This window comes from Erysipelotrichaceae bacterium 66202529, assembly GCA_017161075.1.
GTDB lineage: Bacteria > Bacillota_I > Bacilli_A > Erysipelotrichales > Erysipelotrichaceae > Clostridium_AQ.
Genome location: CP046174.1, coordinates 3,018,022 through 3,044,399, shown reverse-complemented (window position 1 = coordinate 3,044,399; position 26,378 = coordinate 3,018,022). Strand labels below are relative to the sequence as shown.

The 26,378-nt window shown below is 44.6% G+C and carries 11 protein-coding genes and 1 pseudogene; 10 read left to right on the top strand and 2 right to left on the bottom strand.

What is annotated here, in order from left to right; genetic code table 11:
• The first annotated feature begins 41 nt into the window (after positions 1-41).
• From GKZ87_14475 to GKZ87_14455, 5 genes are all read left to right on the top strand, one after another.
• Entirely contained in the window at positions 42-7,334 is a 7,293-nt protein-coding gene (locus GKZ87_14475; GenBank protein ID QSI26603.1) for an S-layer family protein, read from the top strand.
• A 208-nt stretch (positions 7,335-7,542) separates the two neighbouring features.
• Positions 7,543-11,049: a pyruvate:ferredoxin (flavodoxin) oxidoreductase gene (nifJ, locus tag GKZ87_14470; GenBank protein QSI26602.1), complete on the top strand. Its 3,507-nt coding sequence runs from the start codon at positions 7,543-7,545 to the stop codon at positions 11,047-11,049.
• Positions 11,050-11,114: 65 nt separating this feature from the next.
• A complete protein-coding gene (locus GKZ87_14465; GenBank protein QSI26601.1) occupies positions 11,115-12,326 on the top strand; it encodes an AI-2E family transporter in 1,212 nt (403 codons plus the stop codon).
• A 112-nt stretch (positions 12,327-12,438) separates the two neighbouring features.
• On the top strand, positions 12,439-13,173 hold the full coding sequence (locus GKZ87_14460) for an N-acetylmuramoyl-L-alanine amidase (protein QSI26600.1): 735 nt from the start codon (positions 12,439-12,441) through the stop codon (positions 13,171-13,173).
• Between the two features lie 93 nt (positions 13,174-13,266).
• Entirely contained in the window at positions 13,267-14,466 is a 1,200-nt protein-coding gene (locus GKZ87_14455; GenBank protein QSI26599.1) for a helix-turn-helix domain-containing protein, read from the top strand.
• A gap of 389 nt (positions 14,467-14,855) precedes the next feature.
• On the opposite strand, the pseudogene GKZ87_14450 reads toward GKZ87_14455, so the two are convergent.
• Positions 14,856-15,283 (bottom strand): annotated as a pseudogene (locus GKZ87_14450) (hypothetical protein).
• 175 nt (positions 15,284-15,458) lie between these two features.
• Between GKZ87_14450 and GKZ87_14445 the strand changes: the two are divergent.
• From GKZ87_14445 to GKZ87_14435, 3 genes are all read left to right on the top strand, one after another.
• On the top strand, positions 15,459-15,620 hold the full coding sequence (locus GKZ87_14445; GenBank protein QSI27980.1) for a hypothetical protein: 162 nt from the start codon (positions 15,459-15,461) through the stop codon (positions 15,618-15,620).
• A gap of 94 nt (positions 15,621-15,714) precedes the next feature.
• A complete protein-coding gene (locus GKZ87_14440; GenBank protein ID QSI26598.1) occupies positions 15,715-17,460 on the top strand; it encodes an IS1634 family transposase in 1,746 nt (581 codons plus the stop codon).
• Between the two features lie 231 nt (positions 17,461-17,691).
• Positions 17,692-19,326: a putative manganese-dependent inorganic diphosphatase gene (locus GKZ87_14435; GenBank protein QSI26597.1), complete on the top strand. Its 1,635-nt coding sequence runs from the start codon at positions 17,692-17,694 to the stop codon at positions 19,324-19,326.
• A gap of 36 nt (positions 19,327-19,362) precedes the next feature.
• Here GKZ87_14435 and GKZ87_14430 read toward each other — a convergent pair whose 3' ends face one another.
• Positions 19,363-21,405: a diguanylate cyclase gene (locus tag GKZ87_14430; protein ID QSI26596.1), complete on the bottom strand. Its 2,043-nt coding sequence runs from the start codon at positions 21,403-21,405 to the stop codon at positions 19,363-19,365.
• A gap of 333 nt (positions 21,406-21,738) precedes the next feature.
• Between GKZ87_14430 and GKZ87_14425 the strand changes: the two genes are divergently transcribed.
• On the top strand, positions 21,739-24,321 hold the full coding sequence (locus GKZ87_14425; protein QSI27979.1) for an HAD-IC family P-type ATPase: 2,583 nt from the start codon (positions 21,739-21,741) through the stop codon (positions 24,319-24,321).
• A 709-nt stretch (positions 24,322-25,030) separates the two neighbouring features.
• Positions 25,031-26,350 (top strand): HAD hydrolase family protein, encoded by a 1,320-nt coding sequence (locus GKZ87_14420; GenBank protein QSI26595.1) that lies wholly within the window; start codon positions 25,031-25,033, stop codon positions 26,348-26,350.
• Positions 26,351-26,378 lie beyond the last annotated feature (28 nt).

The following is a 26,378-nucleotide window of genomic DNA, read 5'->3' as shown; positions in this document are numbered from 1 at the left end:
GTATAAGAAATGAATCGCTTATATGAAGAAGGAGGATAAAGATGAGCAAACGCTTATGGAACGTCTTTTACCGCATGCTGCCTGTCAGCCTTCTGGAAACGGCACAGCCGTGCATAGAAAATGCGAGCATGGATATTGTCATAGAGGAGAGAATGCGCGAGGGTAGTGCAAAAGAGATGTGCAAAATGCGGCATATCAAGGTTTGTCATTCCCAAAACGAATGCTGCTATTATGATGTACCCATCGATCCAGCTACCGGTATTGGAAAAATCACGATTTCCGATATTCAGGCAGTTCAGCATGTCATTGTACAGACAGATGAAAGCGGACAGCAGATGATCAACGGGGATGAGGTGGATATCACCTATATGGTGGACGAGGAGGTCATGCAGGAGGACTATGCCAGCGTGATCTTCACAAGTACGACCTCACATCGCAGTGTCCGTATTATCAATCAGCAGCTGAGTGAGACACAGCTGCATGTTGTTAAGAAGCTGGTGGATATGAATGGAGATCCTTTAGAATTTCAGGAGGACATGGCATTTACCCTGCACGTTATGCAGCATGGAACAGAGCACTGCGTAACCCTGGATGCGTCCAATGACTTTCAGGAAACCATCTGTGACCTGCAGCCAGGCTATACTATGGTGGAAGAAAGCGGCTGTACAGGATATGTGACCCGCTGGAGATTCAATGATGAAGGGGAAACCTCAGACGGCCGCTTTGATCTGCTGCCGCAAGAGAACGAGCTTGTCATGATCAATGAGCTGCGTGCGGATACTTCCATGAAAATTGAAAAGTATATCCGTATGGAGAACGGCCATCTGTGCAAGCCGGGCTGTGGTGAGGTATATCAGGTGCGTATTATATCCGATAGTGATGACCGCCTGATTGAGCTGAGCGAGGACAATGATTATTGTGCCGTATTATGCGGATTGCTGCCGGGATATTATGATATCAGTGAGCTTCGTGATCCGATGGAAGCAGAGCCTGTCTATATCGTCAACGGACAGGAGGAGCGCTGCTATGCCAATGTGGAGCTGAACGACTGTGAGCAGGCATCTGTCATGATTATTAACGGAAATGAAAATCCTTGCTTTTGTGAGGACCTGCAGTCTCCGCTTCGTATCTGTAAATTTATCCGCGGCTGTGATGGAACGATTTCTAAGCCATCAAAGGATTTGCAGTTTACGGTCATGCTGAGCGGCTGTGGCAGGAAGGAAGCCTTTAATCTGAATGCGGGCAATAATTTCTGTGTGGATATCGCCAATTTATGTAATGGAGAATATGTCATTGAGGAAGTAAGCTGCAATACAGATTATACGACCAGCTATATCATCAACGGGGGAAGAGAAAGTACAAGCGCCTGTGTGCGGATCAATGGGGATTCTGCATTCTGCGTATCCGTAATCAATGAGGAACGCAATGCTGGAACCGTAAGCATCTGCAAATATGTGCGTAATGAGTTTGGAGATTTGATCAAGCCGCAGAAGCATCAGTGCTTTACGGTGACACTGAGCTCCTATTTCTGCAAACGCACCTTTGAATTAAATGCCGGTAACGACTGGTGTGTGTGCTTTGATGATTTACGTTTTGGAAGCTATGAGGTACGCGAGGATACACCGTGTGCATATGAGGTCAGCTATCAGGTCAACTGCAGCAAAGAAAGTAAGGCAGCACGCTTTGTCGTCGATGACTGCTGTGAAAATGAAATCCGCATTATCAACAGTGTTGCGAAGAGCAGCTGCGGAATTTTGAAAATTTGTAAATTTGAGGAAACACGTAGTGGCGAGCTGGTAAAGCCGGGCCGTGATGAGGAATTTGAGGTCTGTGTGGAAAGCACCTGCTTTAGGGAAACGTATGTGCTAAAGGCAGGCAATAACTGGTGCGTCATGCTGGAAGGACTGATAGAGGGGGAATACAGCATAACGGAGCTGGATAGCTTTGACTATGATGTGTCCTATCTCGTCAATCAGCAGGAGCAGTGCGATGCTATTGTCTGTATGGATGGCAGCAATCAAGAGGTCAGCATTATCAACCGCCGCAAAAATAACGGTATGCTGAAGCTGCGCGGAGTTGTACGCTGCTGCAATGGAGAACTGCAGCGCCCGTCCCGCGGTATGCTGCTGGATATTCTGGTAGAGGGAAGAGAGTGCAGTGAGCATGTGTGTCTGCGTGCGGAAAACAACTGGTGTGTTATCCTGGATTATCTGCCGCAGGGCCGCTACCGCATTGTCCAAAAGGATAATCTTGGCTTCCGTGTCAGCTATATGATTGATGGAAACGAGGAAAGCTTTGGTAATGTGGAGCTAGGTCAGTGTGATGTGGAAGTGCTAATCGTGAATCAGGAAAGCGATTGTACGGGTACGGTGCGCGTTACCAAGTATCTTGAGGATGAGCGCGGTAATCTGTTCATGCCATGTCCACAGGATGAATTCCGCTTCCTGTTACAGGGACAGGGCTTCAGTCGTACCTATCGTCTGTGCGCACGTAATGATTTCTGTGTGTATTTTGATGATCTGCTGGAAGGAAGCTATGAAATCAGCGAGGTTGATGAAAACTGGAATGTCCGCTACCGCGTTAATGGGGAGTGCGTCGATAAGGCATGCTTTACACTGGGCTGTGAGGATGCATACATTGATATCATCAACAGCGAGCAGCAGTGTGGAAGTGTAACGATTGAAAAGCGGATACGCGATGGCAACCGGCTCGTCATGCCGGATGAGGATGCAATATACCGGGTTCTTCTCAAGGGGAAAAACTGCCATGAGGTATATGAGCTGCATGCGGGCAATGACTTCTGTATTTGTTTAAACAATCTTGCCAACCAGCATTATGAGCTGCGCGAGCTTGGCAGCGGCAGACATGTGTATGATATCAATGGAGAGCTGCATGATGCATGTTATTTCCTTTATGAGGGAGAAAGCATGCATATCACCGTGATCAATGAGGAAATGCGCTATGGCTGTATGCTGCTGGAGAAGCGGATTGCGAATCGTGACGGTAATCTGCATATGCCATCACACGAGGAGAGCTTCTGTGCCATTGTGGAAGGTGAAACGTGTACACAGAAGGTGGAGCTGAACAGCGAAAATGATTTCTGCGTCCGCCTGTACGATTTGCCGCAGGGACATTATGAGGTTCGTGAAAGTCCGTGTGAGGGCTATGCGGTCAGCTGGCTGATCAATGAGCTGCCATGTGCGTCAGCCGTCGTGGATGTGTGTGATGAGGATATCCATATCACCATGATCAATACACCGAGTCCAAAGGGCTGCATCTGTGTGAACGCCGTAGTCGAAGAGGATGGCATGTGCCGGGAATTGTGTGCGGATGAGGAAGTCCGTGTGGAAATTGTCAGCGAGCATAGCAAGGAAACGCTCTGTCTGAACAGCTGCAATGCATTTACGGACTGCTTGAAGCATCTGTTGCCGGGTTCCTATACGCTGCGTGTACTCAACCAGGGGGCTGTGCGCTTTGAAATTGAGGAGTGTGTATTTGAGGATGTCGTCTGTATTGAATTGAATGGGGAATGCGTGAATGTATGTGCGGTAATCAAACGCATGCACCGCGGGAATATCACCGTCACCAAATGCATGGAAAATGCCTTCGGTGAGCGCAGTCGTCCGGATCAACATGACACCTTCCGCATCGAGCTTCTGCACGATAAGGAAACACAGGAATGCATCCTGAGCAGGGAGAATGACTGGACGGCAGTCTTTACCCAGCAGGCGTGTGGAGCATATGAAATCCGTGAGCCTGGCAATCATGAGGTTCGTTATCAGATCAATGAACAGTGCCCGTCGGATTGCGGCTATTTCGAGGTCGGAAAAGAGGATGTGAGCATCGTTGTTCTGAATGCCAGTGAAACGATGGCGAAGCTGCATCTGGAGGCAGTGGTGAAAAACTGCGAGGATGATTTGGTACAGCCGCATAAGGATATGGTCTTCCACATGCGGGTAAAGGGAAAGCATATTGATAAGACCTTTGTGTTAAACGAGCGAAACCAATGGCATCAGATGGAAGAGCTTCCGCAGGGGGAATACCAGGTGATGCAACGAGAGGAAGCAGCGTTTAAGGAGCTGTATTATCTGGTGGATGATGCACGGGAGTGCACAGCGGATATCGTCTTAAAAAATGATGTCCATGTCCAGTCCGTCAATGTGATGAAGTGCGCGATGGGCAGTATCACCCTGTCCAAATATGTACGAGATGCCTCCTGCGGCTGTCTGAAAAAACCACAGCAGGAGGATGAGTATGAGGTGGATGTACGAGGGGAAGCATTCCATCAGATCATCACCCTGAATTCCTGCAACCGCTGGAAGGAAACGCTTCGCAATCTTCCTTTGGGCATGTATGAGCTGCGTGAGCTGAATGCAGAGGGTACTGTGTGTTATATTATCAACGGAGGAAAGGAATCACAGAGTGCGCTGATCAATGTGTGTGAGGAACATGTGGATGTCAAGGTCATCAATGAGGAAGCGCAGACAAGAAACGGCAGTATTGAGCTGTGTAAGCTGATCCGGGATACAGAGGGGTGTTATTGTTATCCGCAGGAGCAGGACAGCTTCTGGATCCGTATCAAGGGAGAAGAGGAAACAAGCAGAGTTCTTCTGAATTACGCAAATCATTTCTATGCCAGTGTCCGCAATCTGAAGGATGGCTGGTATGAGGTCATGGAGGAACGTGAGCAAAAGGGCGTACAGTATGTTGTCAACAATGCGGCGCCGCTGGCCAGGGGAATCGTTCATGTCATGCAGAATGCCAATACGGTGAATATCATCAATCCGCAGGGGGCAGGAAATACCGGAAGCATCACTTTGAGCAAGTATATTGAGGATGCACAGGGACTGCTGAACAGACCGGTGCAGGGAAGCTATCGCATTCATGTATCCTCTCCGGGATATAATGAAATCTATACGCTGTCTGATCGTAACGGCTTTACGGAAACGATCGGCCCGCTGCCGAATGGAACGTATGTGGTTGACGAGCTGGATCATGATGATGTCTCCTATATCATCGACGGCGGTACGCAGGTAGACCGTGCCATTGTAGTTGTAGAGCACAGTGGGCATCAGGTGCAGATTATCAATCAGGAGCAGATACAGGACAGCGGCAGTATCACGATGGCGAAGTATATCCGCCAGGATGGTATGCTGATGCGTCCGCACAGGGATGCCTCCTATGTCTTTCATATTTCCGGACCATCCTATAACCAGCTGGTTACACTGGATGCGTCCAATCGCTGGATGTGTATGCTTTCAGATTTAAAGGCGGGCGATTATGTCATCAGTGAAACGACTACCACAGATGCGGTCAGCTTTATTATCAACGGGGGAAATGAAGTGGATCGCGGAATCGTACATGTCGCAGGCAGCGGCAGTACGGTGCAGATCATCGATACGCCGCAAAGCAGTGCCTCAGGCAGCATTCAGCTGGATAAATATATGCGACGCAATCAGGATTTGGTGCGTCCGGATGAGGATTTTGTATCCCGTGTACACATTTCCCGTCCGGGCTACAATGAGGTGTTTGTACTGAACCGGGAAAACAACTGGTCTTTAAGGGTCGATGATCTTGCGGACGGTGTGTACGTCGTGGATGAGGTTGACGACCAGCATGATGTGAGCTATATCGTCAACGGTGCAAGTGAGGTCAACAGTGCAATCGTCAATGTGGAGGCAAACAGCAATACGGTACAGATTATCAATACCGTCCGGGAAGCCTTTGGCAGTATCCGCATCGAAAAGTTTATGCGCGGCGAGGGTGGAAAGCTGACGCGTCCTACAGCGGATTTTGTGACCCGTGTGCATGTTTCCAAGCCAGGCTATAATGAGGTGTTCACGCTGAATGCAGCCAATGACTGGAGCATCGTACTCAAGGATCTGATGGATGGCTGGTATGTGATTGATGAGGTTGACAGTGATGATCAGGTGACCTATATTATCAACGGCGGCAGCGAGGTGGCAAACGGTATCGTGCATGTCGAAAAGAATGCCAATGAGGTACGCATGATCGATGCCACAGCAGGCAGCGGCGGTGCAATCACCTTGTCCAAATTCATCCGCAATGCCAGCGGACAACTGGTTCTGCCATCCGATACCCAGCGCTTTGTCGTTGCTTTGAGCGGTGCGGATATGCAGACCAATGTTGTGCTGCAAAAGAATAACAACTGGAAAAGCACCCTGCGCAATCTGGCAGCGGGAACCTATCAGGTAAAGGAGCTGGAGGTCTCCGGCTTCGATGTGACGTATATCGTGAACGATGCACAGGAAAGCTCCTCTGCTACCGTGCAGGTACAGGGGGATGCCCATAATGTCAGCATTATCAATGCACTGAAAAGCAGCTATGGAAAGCTGGAAATCACGAAATTTATCAAACAGGCAAACGGAACGCTGATCCGCCCGGCGGATGGAGACCACTATACCGTTGAAATCTATAACATGACAACGATGCGCAGGGTTGATCTGAATTTCGGCAATTCCTTCACCTATGTGGTCAATGATCTGCCAAAGGGAACCTACAGCATACGCGAAATCAATAATACACAGTTTATCACCACCTACCGTGTCAACGGCGGAGCGGAAACCGACAGTGCGACGGTAACCATGGGGGATGCCGCCAGCAATGTAGTAGAGGTTATCAATGAGCTGATCGTCAATCGCAGCACGATTGAGGTATTCAAGTATATGCTGGATGATGACGGCAACTATCTGCCGCCGAGCGCACCGGATACGTACCAGTTCCGCATTACGGGGGAAGGCATCGATCAGGTATATGATCTGACGGTTGATAACAGCTGGCATCAGTCACTGAACACCTATCCAAGCGGCACCTATCAGGTACAGGAGATCGGATCTTCCTATCCGATACAGTATCTGGTCAATTCACCGGAGCTGGTGGATGAGGCGAAGTTTACCGTTCTGCCGGGTACCACCATGGTCATCGGTATTATCAACCGTACCGGCGGTGTACAAAACGGTACGATGAAGCTGACCAAGCAGCTGCGCAATGCACAGGGGGAGCTGCAGCGTCCAGCGGACACACAGTCCTATGTCATGCAGGTGACATCGGATACCTTCAACCGTTTCGTAACACTCGATAAGGATAACGATTTCATTGAGCAGCTGGAAAACCTGCCGTATGGAACCTATCAGATACGGGAAACCAGCGGAAGGGGAAGTGTCAGCTTTATCATCAATCAAGAAGCGGAAACCGAGCAGGGCATACTGAAAATCGAAAGCGGCATGGCGAATACGGTCGATATCATAAATACGGAATCGCAGCCGTTTTATCGCAGTGATGCGGCAAATACCGTGAAAATTGTAATAGAATAAGGAACAGAAAAGACCTTGAAAACAGGTCTTTTCTTACATTTTATATACATTTTCTTTCATGGAGTGAAAATAAGCGATGCAAACTTTTCAATTCCCAAAATAATTACAAAATTCCCTTGAAATCCAACGAAAAATTGCTTAAAAATCCTAGTAAAATCAAAGATAAAGTTTTATAATAGAGAAGTAAGTTATGCAAGGAGGAAAACAAATGACTAAGAAATTTATGTCAATGGACGGTAATACTGCAGCCGCACATTGTGCGTACGCGTTTACCGAGCTATCTGCGATCTACCCGATCACACCGTCTTCACCTATGGCTGAAGTTGTGGATCAGTGGGCTACACAGGGTCGCAAGAATATTTTTGACAGTGTTGTAAAGGTTGCTGAGCTTCAGTCTGAAGGCGGGGCAGCTGGTGCAGTACATGGTGCTTTACAGGCAGGATCTCTGGCTACAACCTTCACGGCTTCCCAGGGTCTGCTGCTGATGATTCCAAACATCTATAAGATGGTTGGTGAGTGTCTGCCAGGCGTTATCCACGTTGCAGCACGTGCACTTGCTACAAGAGCACTGAACATCTTCGGTGACCATGAGGATGTATATGCATGCCGCCAGACAGGCGTATGTATGCTGGCTTCTCACTCTGTACAGGAGGCTATGGACCTGGCTGGTGTTGCACACCTGTCCGCAATCAAGGGGTCTGTACCATTCATGCACTTCTTTGACGGATTCCGTACATCTCACGAAATTCAGAAAATCGAAGTAATGGATACAGAAGTATTCAAGGATTTGATTGACAAGGAAGCACTTGCTAAATTCCGCAAGAACGCTTTAAACCCTCACACAAACCCGGTAACCCGCGGTGGTGCTGAGAATGATGATATCTTCTTCCAGGGTGTGGAAGCAAGAAACAAGCACTTCGATGCAATTCCTGACATCGTTGCTGACTACATGAAAAAAATCAGTGAAATCACTGGTCGTGAATATGCACCATTCACTTACTATGGTGCAAGTGATGCAGAACGTGTAATCGTTGCTATGGGCTCTGTAACAGAGGCTGCAAAAGAAGCAATCGATGCATTGACTGCTGCCGGAGAAAAGGTTGGTATGATCAAGGTTCACCTGTACCGTCCATTCTCTGTGAAATACCTGCTGGCTGTACTGCCTGAAACAGTTAAGAAAATTGCTGTTCTGGACCGTACGAAGGAAACAGGCTCCATGGGAGAACCTCTGTACCTGGACATTCTGTCTGCTCTGAAGGACAAGGACATCGAAATCATCGGTGGACGTTACGGTATGGGTTCCAAGGATACACAGCCTTACCACATCAAAGCTGTCTTTGATGAACTGAAAAAGGATGAAATGAAGAACAGCTTTACAATCGGTATCGTTGACGACGTTACCAACCTGAGCCTGGAAGCAGATTCCAACTTCCACGTTCCTGCTGACTACACTTCTTGCTTATTCTGGGGACTGGGATCAGACGGTACGGTTTCTGCAAACAAATCCACTGTCAAGATTATCGGTGACAATACTGATCAGTATGCACAGGCTTACTTTGCATATGACTCTAAAAAAGCCGGTGGTGTTACCCGTTCTCATCTGCGCTTTGGAAACTCTCCAATCCGTTCTACTTACTATATTGGCAATGCAGACTTCATTTCCTGCTCACTGGATGCTTACATGTTCAAATATGACATGGCAAAGGATATCAAGGAAGGCGGAAGCTTCCTGCTGAATACAACCTTCTCCAAGGAAGAAATCGTTGAGCACATGCCAAACCGTATGAAGGCTCAGCTTGCGAAAAAGCATGCGAAGTTCTACATCATCAATGCAACTAAGATCGCTCAGGAAATCGGAATGGGACGTAGAACCAATACGATTCTGCAGTCTGCATTCTTTGCACTGAATGAGCAGATCATGCCATACGATACAGCTGTTGAGCTGATGAAGGCAGCAGCTAAGAAATCCTACTCTAAGAAGGGTGATGCTGTTGTACAGCTGAACTACAAGGCAATCGATGCCGGTAAAGCAGGTATTGAAGAAATCGCGGTAGATGCAGCTTGGGCTGATCTTCCTTACGATTCCAGCCGTAAGCTGACAGGCGATGAATACTTCGACAACCATGTTGCAGTAATCAACGGTCTGGAAGGATACGATATGCCGGTAAGTGCATTTGCCGGAGACTTCCTGCTGGATGGTTCTATCCGTAACAATGTAGCATTTGAAGAAAAACGTACCATTGCAGTTCAGGTACCAACATGGCATCCTGAAAACTGTATCCAGTGCGGTATCTGTAGCTTTGTATGTCCGCATGCAACGATTCGTCCATTCCTGTTAACAGAGGAAGAGGTAGCTGCAGCACCAATGGAATTTGAAACGATTACACCAATGGGTAAGGGTGTTGAAAACCTGAAATACCGTATCCAGGTTACTCCTGCAAACTGTGTAGGCTGTGGTCTTTGTGCGGTTGAATGTCCAGGTAAAGCCGGAAACAAGGCTCTGGAAATGGTTGACATCAACGAAAAGCTTGGTGAGGAACCATTGGCAGATTACCTGTTCAAGCATACAGAATACAAATCTGAGTTCTTCCCAACTGATACAGTTAAGGGATCTCAGTTCCTGATGCCTTACTTTGAAGTAAGCGGATCTTGTCCTGGATGTGGAGAAACTCCATATTACAAGCTGGTTTCTCAGCTGTTTGGACGTGACATGCTGATCGCCAATGCAACAGGATGCTCTATGATCTACTGTTCTTCTACTCCATCTACTCCGTTTGTAAATGACAAAAATGGAGAAGGTGTTGCCTGGGCAAACTCCCTGTTCGAGGACAATGCAGAATTCGGATACGGTATGGCTCTGGCACAGAACTATAAAGAATCAAGAATCCTGAAGACTATGGAGGACAACATGGAAGCTGTTGAGCCTGCTCTGAAGGATGCATTTGCAAAATATCTGGAAGTACACGGTGACCGTGATGCAGAAAGAGAAATCGCACCGACCATCAAGGAGCTTGCTGCAAAATCTGATATCGCTATGGTAAAAGAGCTGGCAGACGTTGACCTGATTTCCAAATCTATCTGGATCGTCGGTGGTGACGGATGGGCTTATGACATCGGTTACGGCGGATTAGACCACGTATTGGCAAACGACCTGAACGTAAACGTTCTGGTTCTGGATACTGAGGTTTACTCCAACACTGGTGGACAGTCTTCCAAATCCAGCCAGGCTGCATCTATCGCCAAGTTCGCTGCAGGTGGTAAAACAACTGCGAAGAAAGACCTGGGACAGATCGCAATGGCATACGGACACGTTTATGTAGCATCCATCTCTATGGGCGCTAACAAGAACCAGACGCTGAAAGCAATCAAGGAAGCAGAAAGCTATGATGGACCATCTCTGATCCTGGCTTACTCTCCATGTGCTGAGCATGGTATCAAGGGCGGTCTTGCGAACCACCAGAGAACACAGGCAAAAGCTGTTGAGTGCGGATACTTCGATCTGTACCGTTATGATCCAAGAAAAGAAACTCCTCTTACAATCGACTCCGAGGAGCCGGATTACGAGAAGATGCTGGACTTCATGATGACGGAAACACGTTACAGCCAGCTGCCTAAGGTAAAAGGTGAAACAGCATACGAAATGTTTGAGAAAACAAAGAAGGATGCTATGAAGCGTCATAAGAGATTACTTGCAATCGCAAAAGAAGAAATGTAAGAAATCATAAATAAAAGGATTGGATACGTCCAGTCCTTTTTTTCAAAAGAAAGAAGGGATGCTGAATGAAACTGCCTTTTCAGGATAAAGAAGTGATCCGTTCCATACGGCCCTGGATTTACCTGAGCACTTATATTCTTCTATTGGGATTTTTCCTGCTTCATGTATCTGATTTGAAAAACGGATTTGACTTCGTATTGTCTGTATTCCGTTCACTGCTGTATGCGATTGTCTTTGCCTATGTGCTGAACCTTCCGATGAAGCATATTGAAAGCTTTCTCATACGGCATACAAAAAAGGATTCCTTTCTGCAGAAAAGGAAGCGTGTTATTTCCATGCTGCTAACCTTTCTGCTAGCTTTGATCCTGATTATTCTCATCGGAAGCATTATTCTGCCAAGTATCATAGATTCTCTGATTTCCCTAATGGAAAATCTGACATCCTTTTTTACGAATATTGTAAAAAATATTGACGGTGTGCTGGCATATTTTCATATTGATTACCGGATTGAGGATATCACACAGGTAGAGCAGTTTATACAAATGCCATGGGAGAAAATCGTAACCAATGTAATCAATCTGTTATCCGGCAGTGCCAGCGGCATTCTGTCGAGTGCAACCGGCTTTGTATCCAGCTTTGCGGTTGGATTTACCGGCTTTATGTTCTCCCTGTATCTGCTGAGTGGAAAGGAAAACTTCATCCGTCAGATGCGTAAGGTCACCGCTGCATTTTTCGGATTTGATAATTCTTCTACCATTTTCCACTATGCATCCCGGGTAAATCGCATTTTTTCCAGCTTTATTGGCGGTCAGCTAACAGAGGCATGTATATTATGGGTACTGTATTACGTATTCATGCGCCTGTTTCAATTTCCGTATCCGGAGCTGATCTGTACACTGATTGCGGTCTGCTCACTGGTGCCTGTCTTTGGCTCCATGTTTGCGATGAGTGTGGGCGCTATTATGATGCTGTCAAAGGATCCCCTGCAAAGTGTGTGGTTTATCGTATTCTATCAGGTACTCAGCTATTTTGAGGATAATGTCATTTATCCGCGTGTGGTTGGAAATTCTGTCGGACTTCCCGGCCTCTGGGTGCTGTTAAGCATCTTTGTATTCGGTGATCTGTGGGGTGTATTTGGCATGGTTATGGCGGTACCGACAACTGCCTGTCTCTATGTATTCTTTACAGAATTTGTGAACAACCGCCTGCGGAAACAGAAGCTGATTGTCACGGAGGATGCTGTATACAGGGATGAGAAAGGTATAGATTCTGAATAGGTTAAGATTTCTAAAATCTAAGGCGGTTTTCATCTCACTTCCGTCATATAAAAGGTAGGAATTTTTTGCGGTATCTGCTATAATTACATCAGTTTGAAAGTCAGGTGACACAGTGGCAAAACGAAGAAATAAAAAAAGAGGGCTCAATCCGATCCGTCTACTGATGATCGTTGCCATGGAATTTCTGGTCATACTGGGCCTGCTGATCATATGTGTGAAGGTATTCCCGGATAATCCGATTCTGGCACCTCTGCTCAGTAAAAAGGCGGAGCCGCCTGTTGTTGTGTTGGATGCCGGACATGGAGGCTATGATGCAGGCAGTACCTATGAGAATATATATGAAAAGGATGTGACGCTGGCTCTGGTAAAGGATATTGGAACGCGTCTGGAAGCTAACGGCTATCCAGTTGTTTACACAAGAGACAGTGATGAGGTACCATGGCCGGGCAATGAGGTAGAGGATCTTACCGAACGGGTTCGTATATCCAATGAAAGCGGCGCAAAGCTTTTTGTTTCCATACATACGAATGCAGCAGAAGTCGTGAACGGCTCCTATGGCTATGAAATCTGGGGAAAGATGAAGGAAGACACGGTTGTCTCTCTTTCAAAGAACATCTTGACGGAGCTGGATACCCTGGGGTATTCACAAAATCGTGGATTAAAGGATCAGGATCTTTCTCCGATTCAGGTGCTTCAGAATAATAAGCTTCCTTCCATTCTGATAGAAACCGGCTTTCTGGCAAGTGAAAATGACCGTCTCTATCTGATGGATGAGACAAAGCGTAAGGTGTTTGCGGATAAAATTGCAGATGGTATCATGAAAACACTGGCAGAGGAAGAAAAATAAGCAGCAATCCACGATACATGGAGTAATTCCGGTATTCGTGGATTGCTTTTATTGTGAAAATTCGTCATACTATAGATAGAGGAGGGATGGAAAATGAATAAAGAACAATTTGCGGAAAAAATCATCCGGCTGCGGAAAAAGAAGGGGTATACGCAGGCACAGCTGGCAGAGCTACTGAATGTCAGCAACAAGGCGGTGTCGCGCTGGGAGACGGCTGAGGGCTATCCGGATATTACCCTACTGAAGCCGTTGAGTGAGGCACTGGGAGTTAGCTGTGATGAGCTGCTTGGTGATTCTGAAAGCTACAGTGATCTGTCCCGGTATGATTTACAGCGGTATCTGCCATATGCACTGACACTCCTTGCGCTTCTTTTGTACTATATATTTCTGAAGCTTCAAATTTCTCAGTTTTTAGCATTTGCGGCATTTTTAGGAATGACAGTATTCAGCTTTGTGCTGATGATTCAGCATACAGATAAAAAGGGACTTCCTGCACTGACGCGCTGGAATCTGCTGCTAGTATATTTCCCGCTTACATCCTTTTTGCAGTTCCTGTATCTGCTGTATGTGATTACACAATTTGGTGTAACGAATATATTGGAAATGATGGCAGCATCTTCTATGGAACAGTTGGACCCTATCAATTTTCTGAATGGATTTGGCACAGGGCTTCGGATATATCTATTGATATATGTACTGGTCTTTATCCTGCTTCTGTTTGTTTATATCTGTTTAAGGCACCAGTTCATCATGCGCTATGATATCAGCTGGAGAGGCCTGCAGAAAAAGCTGTATACAAAGCAGCAGGAGGAACAGCGGTTTCTGTTTCGCAAATGGACGGAAAAGGGGGAGCGAATCCTTCGTATACTGCTGCCACTGGCTGCCATTGTGACACTGACTGTGATTTTTGCATACCTGTATCGGGAATACCGGCTTCTGATTGAACAATTTGAGCATACTATTCCACCGGATTATGGTGCTAACGATTATGCGCTTATGGTATCAAAGGAGCTGTTGAACAGCTTACAAGGAAAGCTGCTGTTACTGCTGCTAGCTTCCTGTCTATTGCAGGGACTTGCGGCAGTGAAAAGCAAACGGGCGCTGCATTATATCGGAAACATCTGCGGATTCTTTATGTATATGGTGATTACGATTTTCTTCACCGGTATTGTAGATCGTTATTTTATAAAGCTGCCATTTGTATTTGTAATTCCGGCAGGACTGCTGTTGATCCTGTGGTATTGCCGGGAGCTGATACGAAAAAATGTTAAAAAAAGACAGAAAACGGTATAAATAAAAAGACATATTTTAGGTTCTTTCCAGCTTTAGGTACATATGAGGAAAGAAGATGCAAAAGGATTGTGAAAGATCGATAAGCTTGTATCTTGATTCTCATATACCGGAGTCAAGAAAGAACCTGTTTTTGTGGTGATATGCCTTGTTTAAAAAGGAATGGCGGTGTCTATACGGAAATCTCTTATTGAATAATCATTGCTTATCGGTATCATTTCATAAATAACACCTGTATATTAGAATTATAAACATATAGAATATGATAATAATGTCTGGATATGAAAATTATAAATCCCGCTTTAACCGCATATATGAAGCGGAAATATCGATAGAAGCAGTAATGAGATCAAGCGTATGTATTGTCTATATGCTTTTAAAATTTCTGTATTCTATCTTTTTTTATGCTTTTCATTACGCTGTATTCCATCTTTTCTTTGTACAAAAAAATAAAGCTGATAGCCTTCCCCGATAAGTAGCAGTCCATATGTAACCATCAGTAACAGCTGTTCGTTTTGAAAGCCGCTGATAATTACAGGACTGATGGAAAGGATGATACCGGGAAGCCAGATCAGGACAGAGTAGAGCAGGACAGCGATGCTGTTCAGTATAAGGAGGATACCATCCCCCTGTATGCAAATCCAACGAATGTAGAAGAATAAAAATATGGTACATATACCTGCTGTAATTGTCAGCATATCTGTATAGGTATCGTACTGCATCATAGAAGCAGCCTGCCTGCGCCAATATTCCTCAGGATACAGACAGCCAGAATCATATAGGGAAATAGAAAAATAGCCGCACGCTTTATTGTGGACATAGAATCGCCTCTTTCCTATTGTTTTCCATAGTATACCACATTTCTGGTACGCATGGTACGGCAATCAAGCAGGAAGCTGAATTATTTAATTACACGTAAAAGATAGCGCTACCACTGGAAAAAGGATGCTAAATAAGGTACAATGAACATAAGAAAACAGGGGAGTGAAATCGTAATGAAAGACGTTGTTCATATTATCGGGCACAAAAATCCGGATACGGATTCCATTGTGTCGGCGATTGCATATGCACAGTTAAAGCAAAAGCTGGGTGTGAATGCCATTGCCGGGTCTTTAACACTTGTAAAAATCATAGAAATCAAATTAGGCTTTAGTTAAAGTCTTTTTTTATAGATTTTTTGTCAATTTTTATGTATTTATATATAGTATTATATCGTATTCTATGATATAATATTATCAAGTAGGTGATATCATGCGTGTTACAACTTCTAAATCTAAAAACTCTGAATCCTTCTATATCAACTTCGCTTATATCGATGAAAATGGTAAGAGCACCTCTAGAATTTACAGAAAGTTAGGTACTTTGAAGGAGTTATCTCAAAAACTTGACACTGATCGTAACGGTGTCATGGCTTGGGCAAAAGAACAAGCTAGGTTAGATACCGAAAAATACAACAAGGAAAACGAGATCCTTTCTATCCCCTTTTCTCCTAATCAATTGATTGAAAAAGGCACTCAGCACTCCTTTAACTGCGGTTATCTCTTTCTTCAATCTATCCTCGCAGATCTACGCATTGACAATATGTGCAGAAATATCAAAAATCGCCATAAATATGAATTTGATCTAAAAGCTATCTTCTCTGATCTTATCTATTCTCGTATACTATATCCTTCCAGCAAACGAAGTTCTTATAACTTCGCTCAATCTCTCTTGGAGCAGCCCAAATATGATTTACACCACATTTACCGCTCTTTGCCCATCTTTGCTAGTGAATCTGATTATATTCAGGCCGAGGTATACCGCAATAGCAATTTCATCCACAAGCGGAATACAAAAATCCTCTATTATGATTGTACGAATTATTACTTTGAGATAACTCAGGAGGATGGTGATAAGAAATATGGTAAAGGGAAAGAACATCGTCCTAACCCTATCATTGGTATGGGGCTGTTCATGGATGCGGATGGTTTTCCTCTAGCCTTTGACCTTTATCCAGGAAATCAGAATGAACAAAAGACCCTAAACCCCCTTGAACAAAAGGTGATTCGTGATTTTGGATGTAGTGAGTTCATTTACTGTTCTGATAGTGGTCTTGGATCACAAAACAATAAACTTTTAAATGATACAAATGGCAGAGCTTATATCATTACACAGTCTCTTAAGAAATTAAAGAAAGAAGTACGTTCCACTGCATTGGATTCAAATCAGTATAGAAAACTTGGCAGCAATCGGTTTATCAATCTGAACAGTCTGGATGAAACGGACAAAGAGGTGTACAATTCTATTTACTATAAATCGATACCTATCGAAGGTACCAAAATCTCAGAAACATTGATTGTGACGTATTCCCCTAAATATAGGGCATATCAAGCTAAAATCAGACAAGCACAGATAGAACGTGCTATGAAAATGATCGGGAAAGGTGGTAAGCCAAAGAAGAACAGAAAAAATCCAAATGATCCAGCAAGATTCATAAGAACGACAGCAGTAACGGAGAATGGTGAAGCAGCGAGTGAAATCTTTTGTGAATTGAATCAAGAAATCATTGATCAGGAAGCGATGTATGACGGATTCTACGCAGTTACTACAGATTTAGATGGTGATGTATCTGAGATTATCGCAATCAATCAGCGAAGATGGCAGATCGAAGAATGTTTCAGGATCATGAAAACAGATTTTGAAGCTAGACCGGTATATGTTCGTTTAGAAGAATGTATCAAAGCACATTTTCTGACATGTTTCCTAGCACTTCTCGTCTATAGACTGTTAGAAAAAAAGCTTGAGAACAAATATACGGTAGAAACAATACTAGATACCCTGAGACAAATGAATGTTTGCGAGTTAGAAGGATATGGTTATATCCCGACTTACAAGAGAACTGATCTAACAGATGAGCTACATAATCTATTCGGATTCCGCACAGATACTCAGATTATTAAGAAAACAAAAATGAGAAATATTATCAAGTGTAGTAAGATGAGAGATAAATTACGATAATTCGATACAATTAGAAAAATGTCCGAAACTCGCTTATTTAAGGCGTTTAGGGACATTTTTTTCTTTATCAAGTGTTAAAGACGGGATTATACCACATTTCTGGTACGCATGGTACGGCAATCAAGCAGGAAACTGAATTATTTAATTACACGTAAAAGATAGCGCTACCACTGGAAAAAGGATGCTAAATAAGGTACAATGAACATAAGAAAACAGGGGAGTGAAACCGTAATGAAAGACGTTGTTCATATTATCGGGCACAAAAATCCGGATACGGATTCCATTGTGTCGGCGATTGCATATGCACAGTTAAAGCAAAAGCTGGGTGTGAATGCCATTGCCTGCCGTCTAGGAGAACTGAATCCGGAAACGGATTTCGTTTTAAAGAAATTTCAGGTACCGGAGCCGGTATATATTCAAAATGCCAGAGTAAAGCTGTATGATGTGCCGTTTGACGAGCCGCTGCTTTTAAAATCAGAGGATACCATAAAGGAAGCATGGGACCGCATGGGGATGCGTTCCACCAGTGCTTTGTTTGTTGTGGATGAGGCACAGCGGCTGATTGGTGTTGTATCACTGTCTGATATGACGAATATCCTGATGAGTGATAAGGGAGAAAAGCCAATCTCACTGATGAAAAACACATCCTGTGATAATATCCGAAAGGTATTGCAGGGAGAATTTTTATATGAGTGTGAATCGTATCGCACCAATGGCAGAATACACATCCTGTGCAGCCGCAATGCGGAATACAGCGATATCAGCTATCGGGATAGCATTGTCGTTGTAAATGATGATTTAAAGCTGCAGAAACGAGCCTTGAGTGATGGGGCAGGCTGTATGATTCTGGTGGATGTGGATATCATTTCCCAGGGAATTATCCGTATGGCAAAGGAAGCGAACTGTACAATCATCAAAACACCGCTGAATATGTTTCAGGTTGCCCGCAGCATGTATCGTTCACCGAGCGTGAATCTGATTATGAAGCGTCAAATTATCAGCTTTAATAATCATGCATATATTGATGATGTTTATAAGCAGATGTCCAAGTCAAGATTTCGATCCTATCCGGTTGTAAATAATCAGGGAATCGTGCTGGGCTCAATTTCCCGCTATCATCTGTTGAATTATCAGAAGAAAAAATTCATCCTTGTGGATCATAATGAGCTTTCCCAGAGTATTGATGATTTGAAGGAGGCGGAAATTCTGGAGGTTGTGGATCATCACCGTATCGGCGATGTGGAAACAACGACGCCAATCCGTTTCCGCAATGAAATCATCGGCAGTACGGTATCCATCATCGCCCGTATGTATAAGGAAGCAGGTCTAATTCCTGAGGCCAAAACAGCGGCCATCATGTGCTGTGCGATCATCAGTGATACGATGAATTTTAACTCGCCGACAACAACCCCGGTGGATAAGGAGCTGGCAAAGGAGCTGGCAGCAGTGGCAGGTATTGATCTGGATGCCATGGCGAAGGAAATGTTTGGTGCAGTCGCAACCATTAAGGGAAGAAGCATGTCGGAAATTTTGTATAATGATTTTAAGGAGTACAACATCGACGGAAAGCGGATTGCCATTGGACAGATCAATATTGCGGATGAGCAGGAAATCGTGGAGGTACAGGATGAAATTCGTGCCTATATGAAAAAAATCAATGAAATCAATAAATTTGATCTGCTCATGATGTGCTTTACCGCAGCGGATGGCAGCGGCAGCAATCTGGTATTTATCGGTTCACTCAGTTATGTTGTGGATGAAGCGTTTAAAGAGGATATTATGGATGAGCTGTATTTTGTGGATGGTGTGATTTCCCGCAAGAAACAGATTATTCCCATGCTGTCCCAATGTCTGGAAGCAATGTAGAATATAGAAAAAGGGATGCCTGTGCGGGCATCCCTTCTACATCTGAACATAATTTTTACCATTTCGCTTAGCGATATACAGACGCTGATCCGCTTCGTTAAACAATTCCTTCAGTGTGGATGCCGGCTGTTCCTGATAACAGCAGCCAATACTGATGGTAAAATGTATACTGGCATTTTCAAAAGAAATCTCGCAGGTTTCACATGCATAGCGGATATCCTCTGCCAGCTCATACAATTCCTGCTTGCTGAGCTGATCGATCAAAAGGATAAATTCCTCACCGCCAAAGCGTGCAATGATACCATGCTGCTGCTTTTGCTTCATAATTGCCGTTACCTGCCGTATAACCTCATCACCCTGCATATGACCGAAGGTATCATTGATTTGTTTAAAATCATCGATATCCATCATCAAAGCTCCGATGGAATGAGCCTGTCTGCGGGCGCTCTGTAGCATATCCTCTCCATACTGCATAAGAGCGCTTCGATTGTAAATTCCACTGAGATAATCATAGCTGGATTTATCCAACGCATCCGCAAATTGTGCGACATTGTGAATGGCAATGGCGATATAATCCGCAAATACCTGCAAAAGACGCTGATCGGTACGGCTGAAATTATCTACCAGATTGGATTTCATGCAGAATAAGGCAAGCACAGTTCCCTGATAGGTGATGGGCTGCAGCAGCATGGAACGGGTTTGCTTATCATAGAGTGTGCCAAGGCTTTTCGCTGTTTCACTGTCAGCTGTCAGGTTAGGTAATCTGCGTGAGGTATATTCCCTTGTACATGCTTTCAGTATCGGATGGGAGTCCAGTGCATAGGACACATTGGCAAACGAACGCAGCAGCTGCTTTGGCTCCTCATAAAGCAGAACCTCCCAATTGTCATAGGAGAATATTCGACCTGCATGCTGGTCAATGACTTCATTAAGCTGCTTCCAGCTTAAACAGGAGGTAACAATTTTTCCAAATTCTGTCATATCAAGCAGACGGTCATACAATACCTCATAGGACAGCATCCGGTTCTTTTCCCATACATCCTCAATTTCCTGACGGTACATATCATCAATAAAACCGGTATAGGCGTTTGTCAGTGCATGAGCCTGCTTCAGACAGGCATGTGCCTTTTGATAATCCTCAAGGCATTCATACAGGCGGGCGGATTCTTCCAGAATATGACGCTTATACCCCAGCAGCTCCTCCATATGAGAAAGCAGATGCTCATAATATTCCTGTGCCTTTTCATAGTTTTTCTGATACAGGTGATAACGGGCCAGTGACAGATATACTTCGTTATTATCCAATTCTTCATTTTTAGTAAAATCGTAGGTATTTATGAGAATTTCATACCAGTGCTCAGCGGTGGGCCGATCATCATCAAGGATTGCGGCCTCCATATACTGCTTATAGAAAAGAGCAGTATCATAATAATCACTCGCAAGCAGCTCAGGCATATGTACCTTTAGCAGCTCGCGTACCTTGTCTGTTTCCTTCGTGCATAGATACAGACTGGATAAGAGAAAGATTGTCACAAAGAAATTGCTGGTGCCAATCAAATCGCGCTTTTGCAATGTTTCTTCCACCTGCTGGATCGCTTTCTTATAAAGACCGAATTCCCGCAGGATGATGGCTCCGTTGTTTAAAAAGGCAGAGTAATAGGAAATACGGCCTCCCTTTTCCGCGATCGGCATAGCAGCTGCAATTTCCTGATAAGCTGCACCATAGTCTCCCTTTAATATATGGGCAATGACAGCATTATTCGCCACGGTCAGGATACCATCCCGCTCTTTATAGTCCGATTGCTTCATAAACAGCTCTCTGGCTTTTTCATTATAGGAGATAGCCAGGTCAATATCTGTACCATATGTTATAAAAAACATCATGGCATAGCCCAGAGGAACGGCATAAGCATATTCTTGTTCCTGTGCAATATTCAGAAATCGCTGAATTACAGGAGTCAGCTCATCGCCGAGTCCGACCTGCTCCAGTACTGTTTTCTTTATCTGCTCACAAACATTCTCATCCTCTCTGAATTGCTCCAGATAGTTATCGAATGTTTTTTGTATTTCTTCTTTCATAGGATCACCTTCATTATTACCTCTATGATACAACATTTCGGAAGCTTACGCGTATATATATTTACAGAAATGTAAACATTTTGTAAATTTCCGTAATGCGGTTTACAAAAGCCTCTGTTTCATGGTACACTGTTACTAAATAAGGGAGTAGTCAGCACAGTATTTTTGTGTGAAGCCGGTCAACAAACCCGAAGAGCATATCTCTTCTGGCCTGCATTCAGTGATTGACGAGACTTATAGAAATTTTCTATAGTCTCGTTTTTATTTTGAAAAAATGTCAAGACTATAGAAAAGAAGATAAACAGGAAAGTAGAGGTCTTGAGATTGAAACAAATGTATGAAAAGGATGTTGCTCAGGTATTGGAAGAGCTTGGGGCAACCGAGCGGGGCTTGCGCAGTGAGGAGGTCATCTCACGGCAGAATACCTATGGAAGAAATGAGCTGGAGGAGATAAAGCCTGACCACCCGTTCATCGTATTTCTATCACAGTTTAAGGATCTGCTGGTTATTATTCTGATTGTGGCAGCCGTTATATCCATGATCAGCGGTGAGATAGAAAGCACCATCGTCATTCTGGCTGTCATTACCATGAATGCAATTCTGGGAACTGTGCAAAGTATAAAGGCACAAAAATCACTGGATGCCTTAAAGCAGCTTTCCACACCGCACAGCCGTGTTTTGCGTGATGGAACCCTGATGGAAATATCCAGTCAGGAATTAACGGTCGGTGATATTTTATTTCTGGAGGCCGGAGATGTCGTAGGAGCGGATGGCCGTATTCTTGAAAATCATTCTCTGCAGGTTAATGAGAGTGCATTAACCGGTGAGGTGGAGAGTGTGCATAAGCAGGTTGACGTCATCGAGGGGGAATGCGGTCTTGGAGATCAGAAGAATATGGTGTTCTCCAGCGGATTGGTAACCTATGGACGCGCCCGTGTAATTGTAACAGCAGTTGGTATGAAATCGGAGATCGGGAAAATTGCCACCTTAATGAATACTGCACAGGAGCGTAAGACACCGTTACAGAAAACACTGGATGATTTTAGTAAGAAGCTGAGCATTGCCATCATCGGTATATGTATCCTTGTATTTGCTTTGAATGTATGGCAGGGAAATGCCATCATAGATGCCCTGATGTTTGCCGTTGCGCTTGCTGTTGCGGCTATACCGGAGGCGCTGGCAAGCATTGTCACAATTGTACTGGCAATGGGAACCAGCCAGATGGCAAAGGAAAATGCTATTATAAAAAATATCAATTCGGTGGAAAGTCTGGGCTGTGTCTCTGTAATCTGTTCCGATAAAACAGGGACGCTGACGCAGAATAAAATGACGGCGCAGCAGGTATACCGCAATCATGAGCTGCTCCATGCCAACAATATGAAGGAAGCCTCACCGCTGGATCGTCTGCTGCTGCTTGGCTTCGCGCTGTGCTGTGATGCGACAACCAATGAGGATCAGCGAATTGGTGATCCTACCGAGCTTGCACTTGTGGATTTGCTGGAGCTGTATCGCATTGATGAGCTGAAAACAAGAGAAAAGTATCCGCGCATTGATGAGAACCCATTTGATTCCGAGCGGAAGCTGATGTCTACTTTGCATATGATTGACGGGGAATACCGGCTGCTGCTGAAGGGTGCCTGTGATGAAATCCTAAAAAAGGCTACACATATACAAACAGAGCAGGGAATCCGTGAAATTACAGAGGATGACCAAAAACGTATTTTGAATATGAATCAAACCTTTGCAGAAAACGGACTGCGTGTATTAGGCTTTGCGACACGCATTGTGAGTAAGGATCACATTGATGTGGACGATGAGGATCAGCTGATATTCCTTGGACTGATTTCCCTGATGGATCCCCCTCGTGAGGAAAGTAAGGCAGCTGTTGAAAACTGTCAGCGTGCCGGTATTATTCCGGTTATGATTACCGGCGACCATAAGGTTACGGCGAGAAGCATTGCCAAGGCGCTTGGTATTTACAATAACGGGGATCAGTGTGTGGATGGTACTGAACTGAATGCCATGAGCGAGGAGGAGCTGATGAACCGTCTGGAGCATATCCGTGTCTATGCGCGAGTTGCACCGGAGCATAAAATCCGTATCGTCAATGCATGGCAGAAAAAGGGAAAAATTGCGGCTATGACCGGGGATGGCGTCAACGATGCTCCTGCTTTGAAGCAGGCAGATATCGGAATCGCCATGGGAATTACCGGAACCGAGGTCAGTAAGGATGCCGCCAGCATGATTCTGACGGATGACAACTTCGCAACGATTGTCAAGGCTGTCGCAACTGGTAGAAATATCTATGCCAATATCAAGAATGCCATCATCTATCTGCTGTCTGGAAATCTTTCGGGTATTATCTGTGTACTGGCTGCCTCCTTGTTATCCCTGCAGGTGCCGTTTTTACCGGTACACCTGTTGTTTATCAATCTGGTTACCGATTCTCTGCCAGCCATTGCCATCGGTATGGAGCACAGCACAAGAGATATTCTGAAGGAGAAGCCAAGAGATCCTTCCGTCGGAATTCTTACACCGGCTACCATGAAGCAGCTTGGTGTGCAGGGAATTTTAATTGCGATTGTCACGATGAGTGCATATTTCCTCGGCTTAAAGGAAAGCTGGGAAATTGCTACAACAATGGCATTCTCTACCCTGTGTCTGTCCAGGTTATTCCATGGCTTCAACTGCCGTTCCCAGCGTTCTCTCTATCGCATTGGTCTGTTTACCAATAAATACTCCATTTTAGCCTTTATCATCGGCTTTTGCTTCCTGAATGCGATTCTGCTATGGCAGCCTTTGCATTCCTTATTCTCAGTGACAACCATTACGATAACACAGCTATTTACAATTTACGGTCTTGCCTTTCTGCCAACCTTACTCATTCAGACAGGAAGAATGCTGCGGCACCGATAAGAAAAAGCACTGTTTTTTCAGCCTTTGCTGTATGTGATTCTTTGAGATATCGTGCAGTGCTGTATATACCTTCAAATGCCCTATCTTCACGCATCAGGAACAGATAAATATAAAAAAGTGACTAAGGAAGAGAAGCCTTTTGATTTGCTAGTCTAAGGAAAGGACTCCACTTCAGCTGGATTCTTTCCTAGCTTGCGGCTATAAGATACGTGTGAATACCAAATAATCGATGTCTATCAATCCTTGTATCACCGTTGCTTCCTTACACCTTAAATGAGACAGAGCCTTCCACAGCTTCTGTCTCTTTTTTCTTCATAGCCGCATGAGACATATCACATATGGTATAGCTGCCTGCTTTATGGGGAGAATATCGTTCACGCTGTATAAGAAACAACTTTAGCCTTATAGTACATATGTTATCTATTCTATATAGGTGATTCATAACTTTAAGATAAGCTAATGGAACCATTCACAAAAAAACTGACAAGTAGTAACGAAAGTATTTCTATATAATCATATTGGGTGCAAAAGGGCATCGTATACACCAGCAGGTCTTTCTCTAAGGCGCTTTTCATAACGCTCTTCCTAAATTTTATCTTTTATCGGTGAATAGTAACTGGATAGACCTACCCTTATAATTTTCACATGCTCCATCTATTTACATTTCAGGAAACAGCGCTATAATTATAACCATTGGAGGAATGATATCATGCCAAGAATCGGAAAACGTATTCTAAAATCATCCCTGGCAGTTTTTATATGCTTTCTGATCTATCTGCTGCGTAATCAGGAGGGAATTGTTTTTTATTCCTGTATTGCCGCTGTATTATGTATGCAGCAGGATACATCCAATACCCAGCGTGTGGCGGCAAACCGCGTTGTCGGTACATTGATCGGCGGCTTTTGCGGTATGGCTGTCCTGTTGTTTGAAAAGCATATCCTGCCGGACGTGCCACTTTACCAGTATGCTCTGATTTCCTTTATGATCATCCCGGTTATTTATATAACGGTACTACTGAAAAAGACTTCGGCATCCTACATATCCTGTGTGGTTTTTATGAGTGTCACCGTATCTCACGCGGCCGATGTAAATCCCTATGTGTTTGCGATTAACCGTATGCTTGATACACTGATTGGCATCGCTGTAGCCTATGGCATCAACTGTATCCATCTCCCTGTGCGCTTACAGAAGGATATGCTGTATGTTTCCACGCTGGATCATACACTGCTGCAGGAGGATGGACGCTTATCTCCATATACAAGGGTTAAGCTGCGTCAGCTATTGGAACAGGGGGCGGCTATCACGATTGCCACCTCCCGCACACCGGCAACGCTGCTGCCCATTTTGGAGGGGATTCCTTTAACTCTTCCGGTAGCCGTCATGAATGGCGCAGCCTTATATGATTGTCAAAAACAGACCTATTCGCATACATACTGTATAAAGGAGGATTGCGCCGCACGTATTTTAAAGCTGCTGGAACAGGAGCACATGAATTGCTTCCAGCATGTCATCCTTCATCATATCCTGCATGTATATTACAGTGATTTTCGCAATCCGTTGGAAGAAGAATATTATCACAGAATGCGAAAGCAGCCGTATAAAAATTATGTATATGAAAAAAAAGCACAGCCGCATGCTGCTGTCTGCTTCACCATCCTGCATGAGGAAGCAGGAATACAGCGCTTGTATGAACAAATAAAGAAACAGGAGTATGCATCCGATTTACAGCTTATTGTGCGACCGAGTGAGGAGCAGAAGGGATATGCCATACTGGATATTTACAGTGCATCAGCGGATACCTGCCGCGCTGTACAGACTATACAGACGATGTATGGATATCAGCGTCTGTGCGTATTTGCCTGTCACAAGAAGGATCTTGCACTTGTGCAAAGCGGGGATGAAGCGTATACCGTTTCACAGGGGCATGATGATATCAAAGCGGCTGCCAATGTACTTGGCAGTGTGGAAAAGGATGTTGTGATTCGTGAAATTGACAGGAATTATCACGGACATAAAAAGAAAATATAAACCGGAGGTACAGGGAAGGATGACTCAT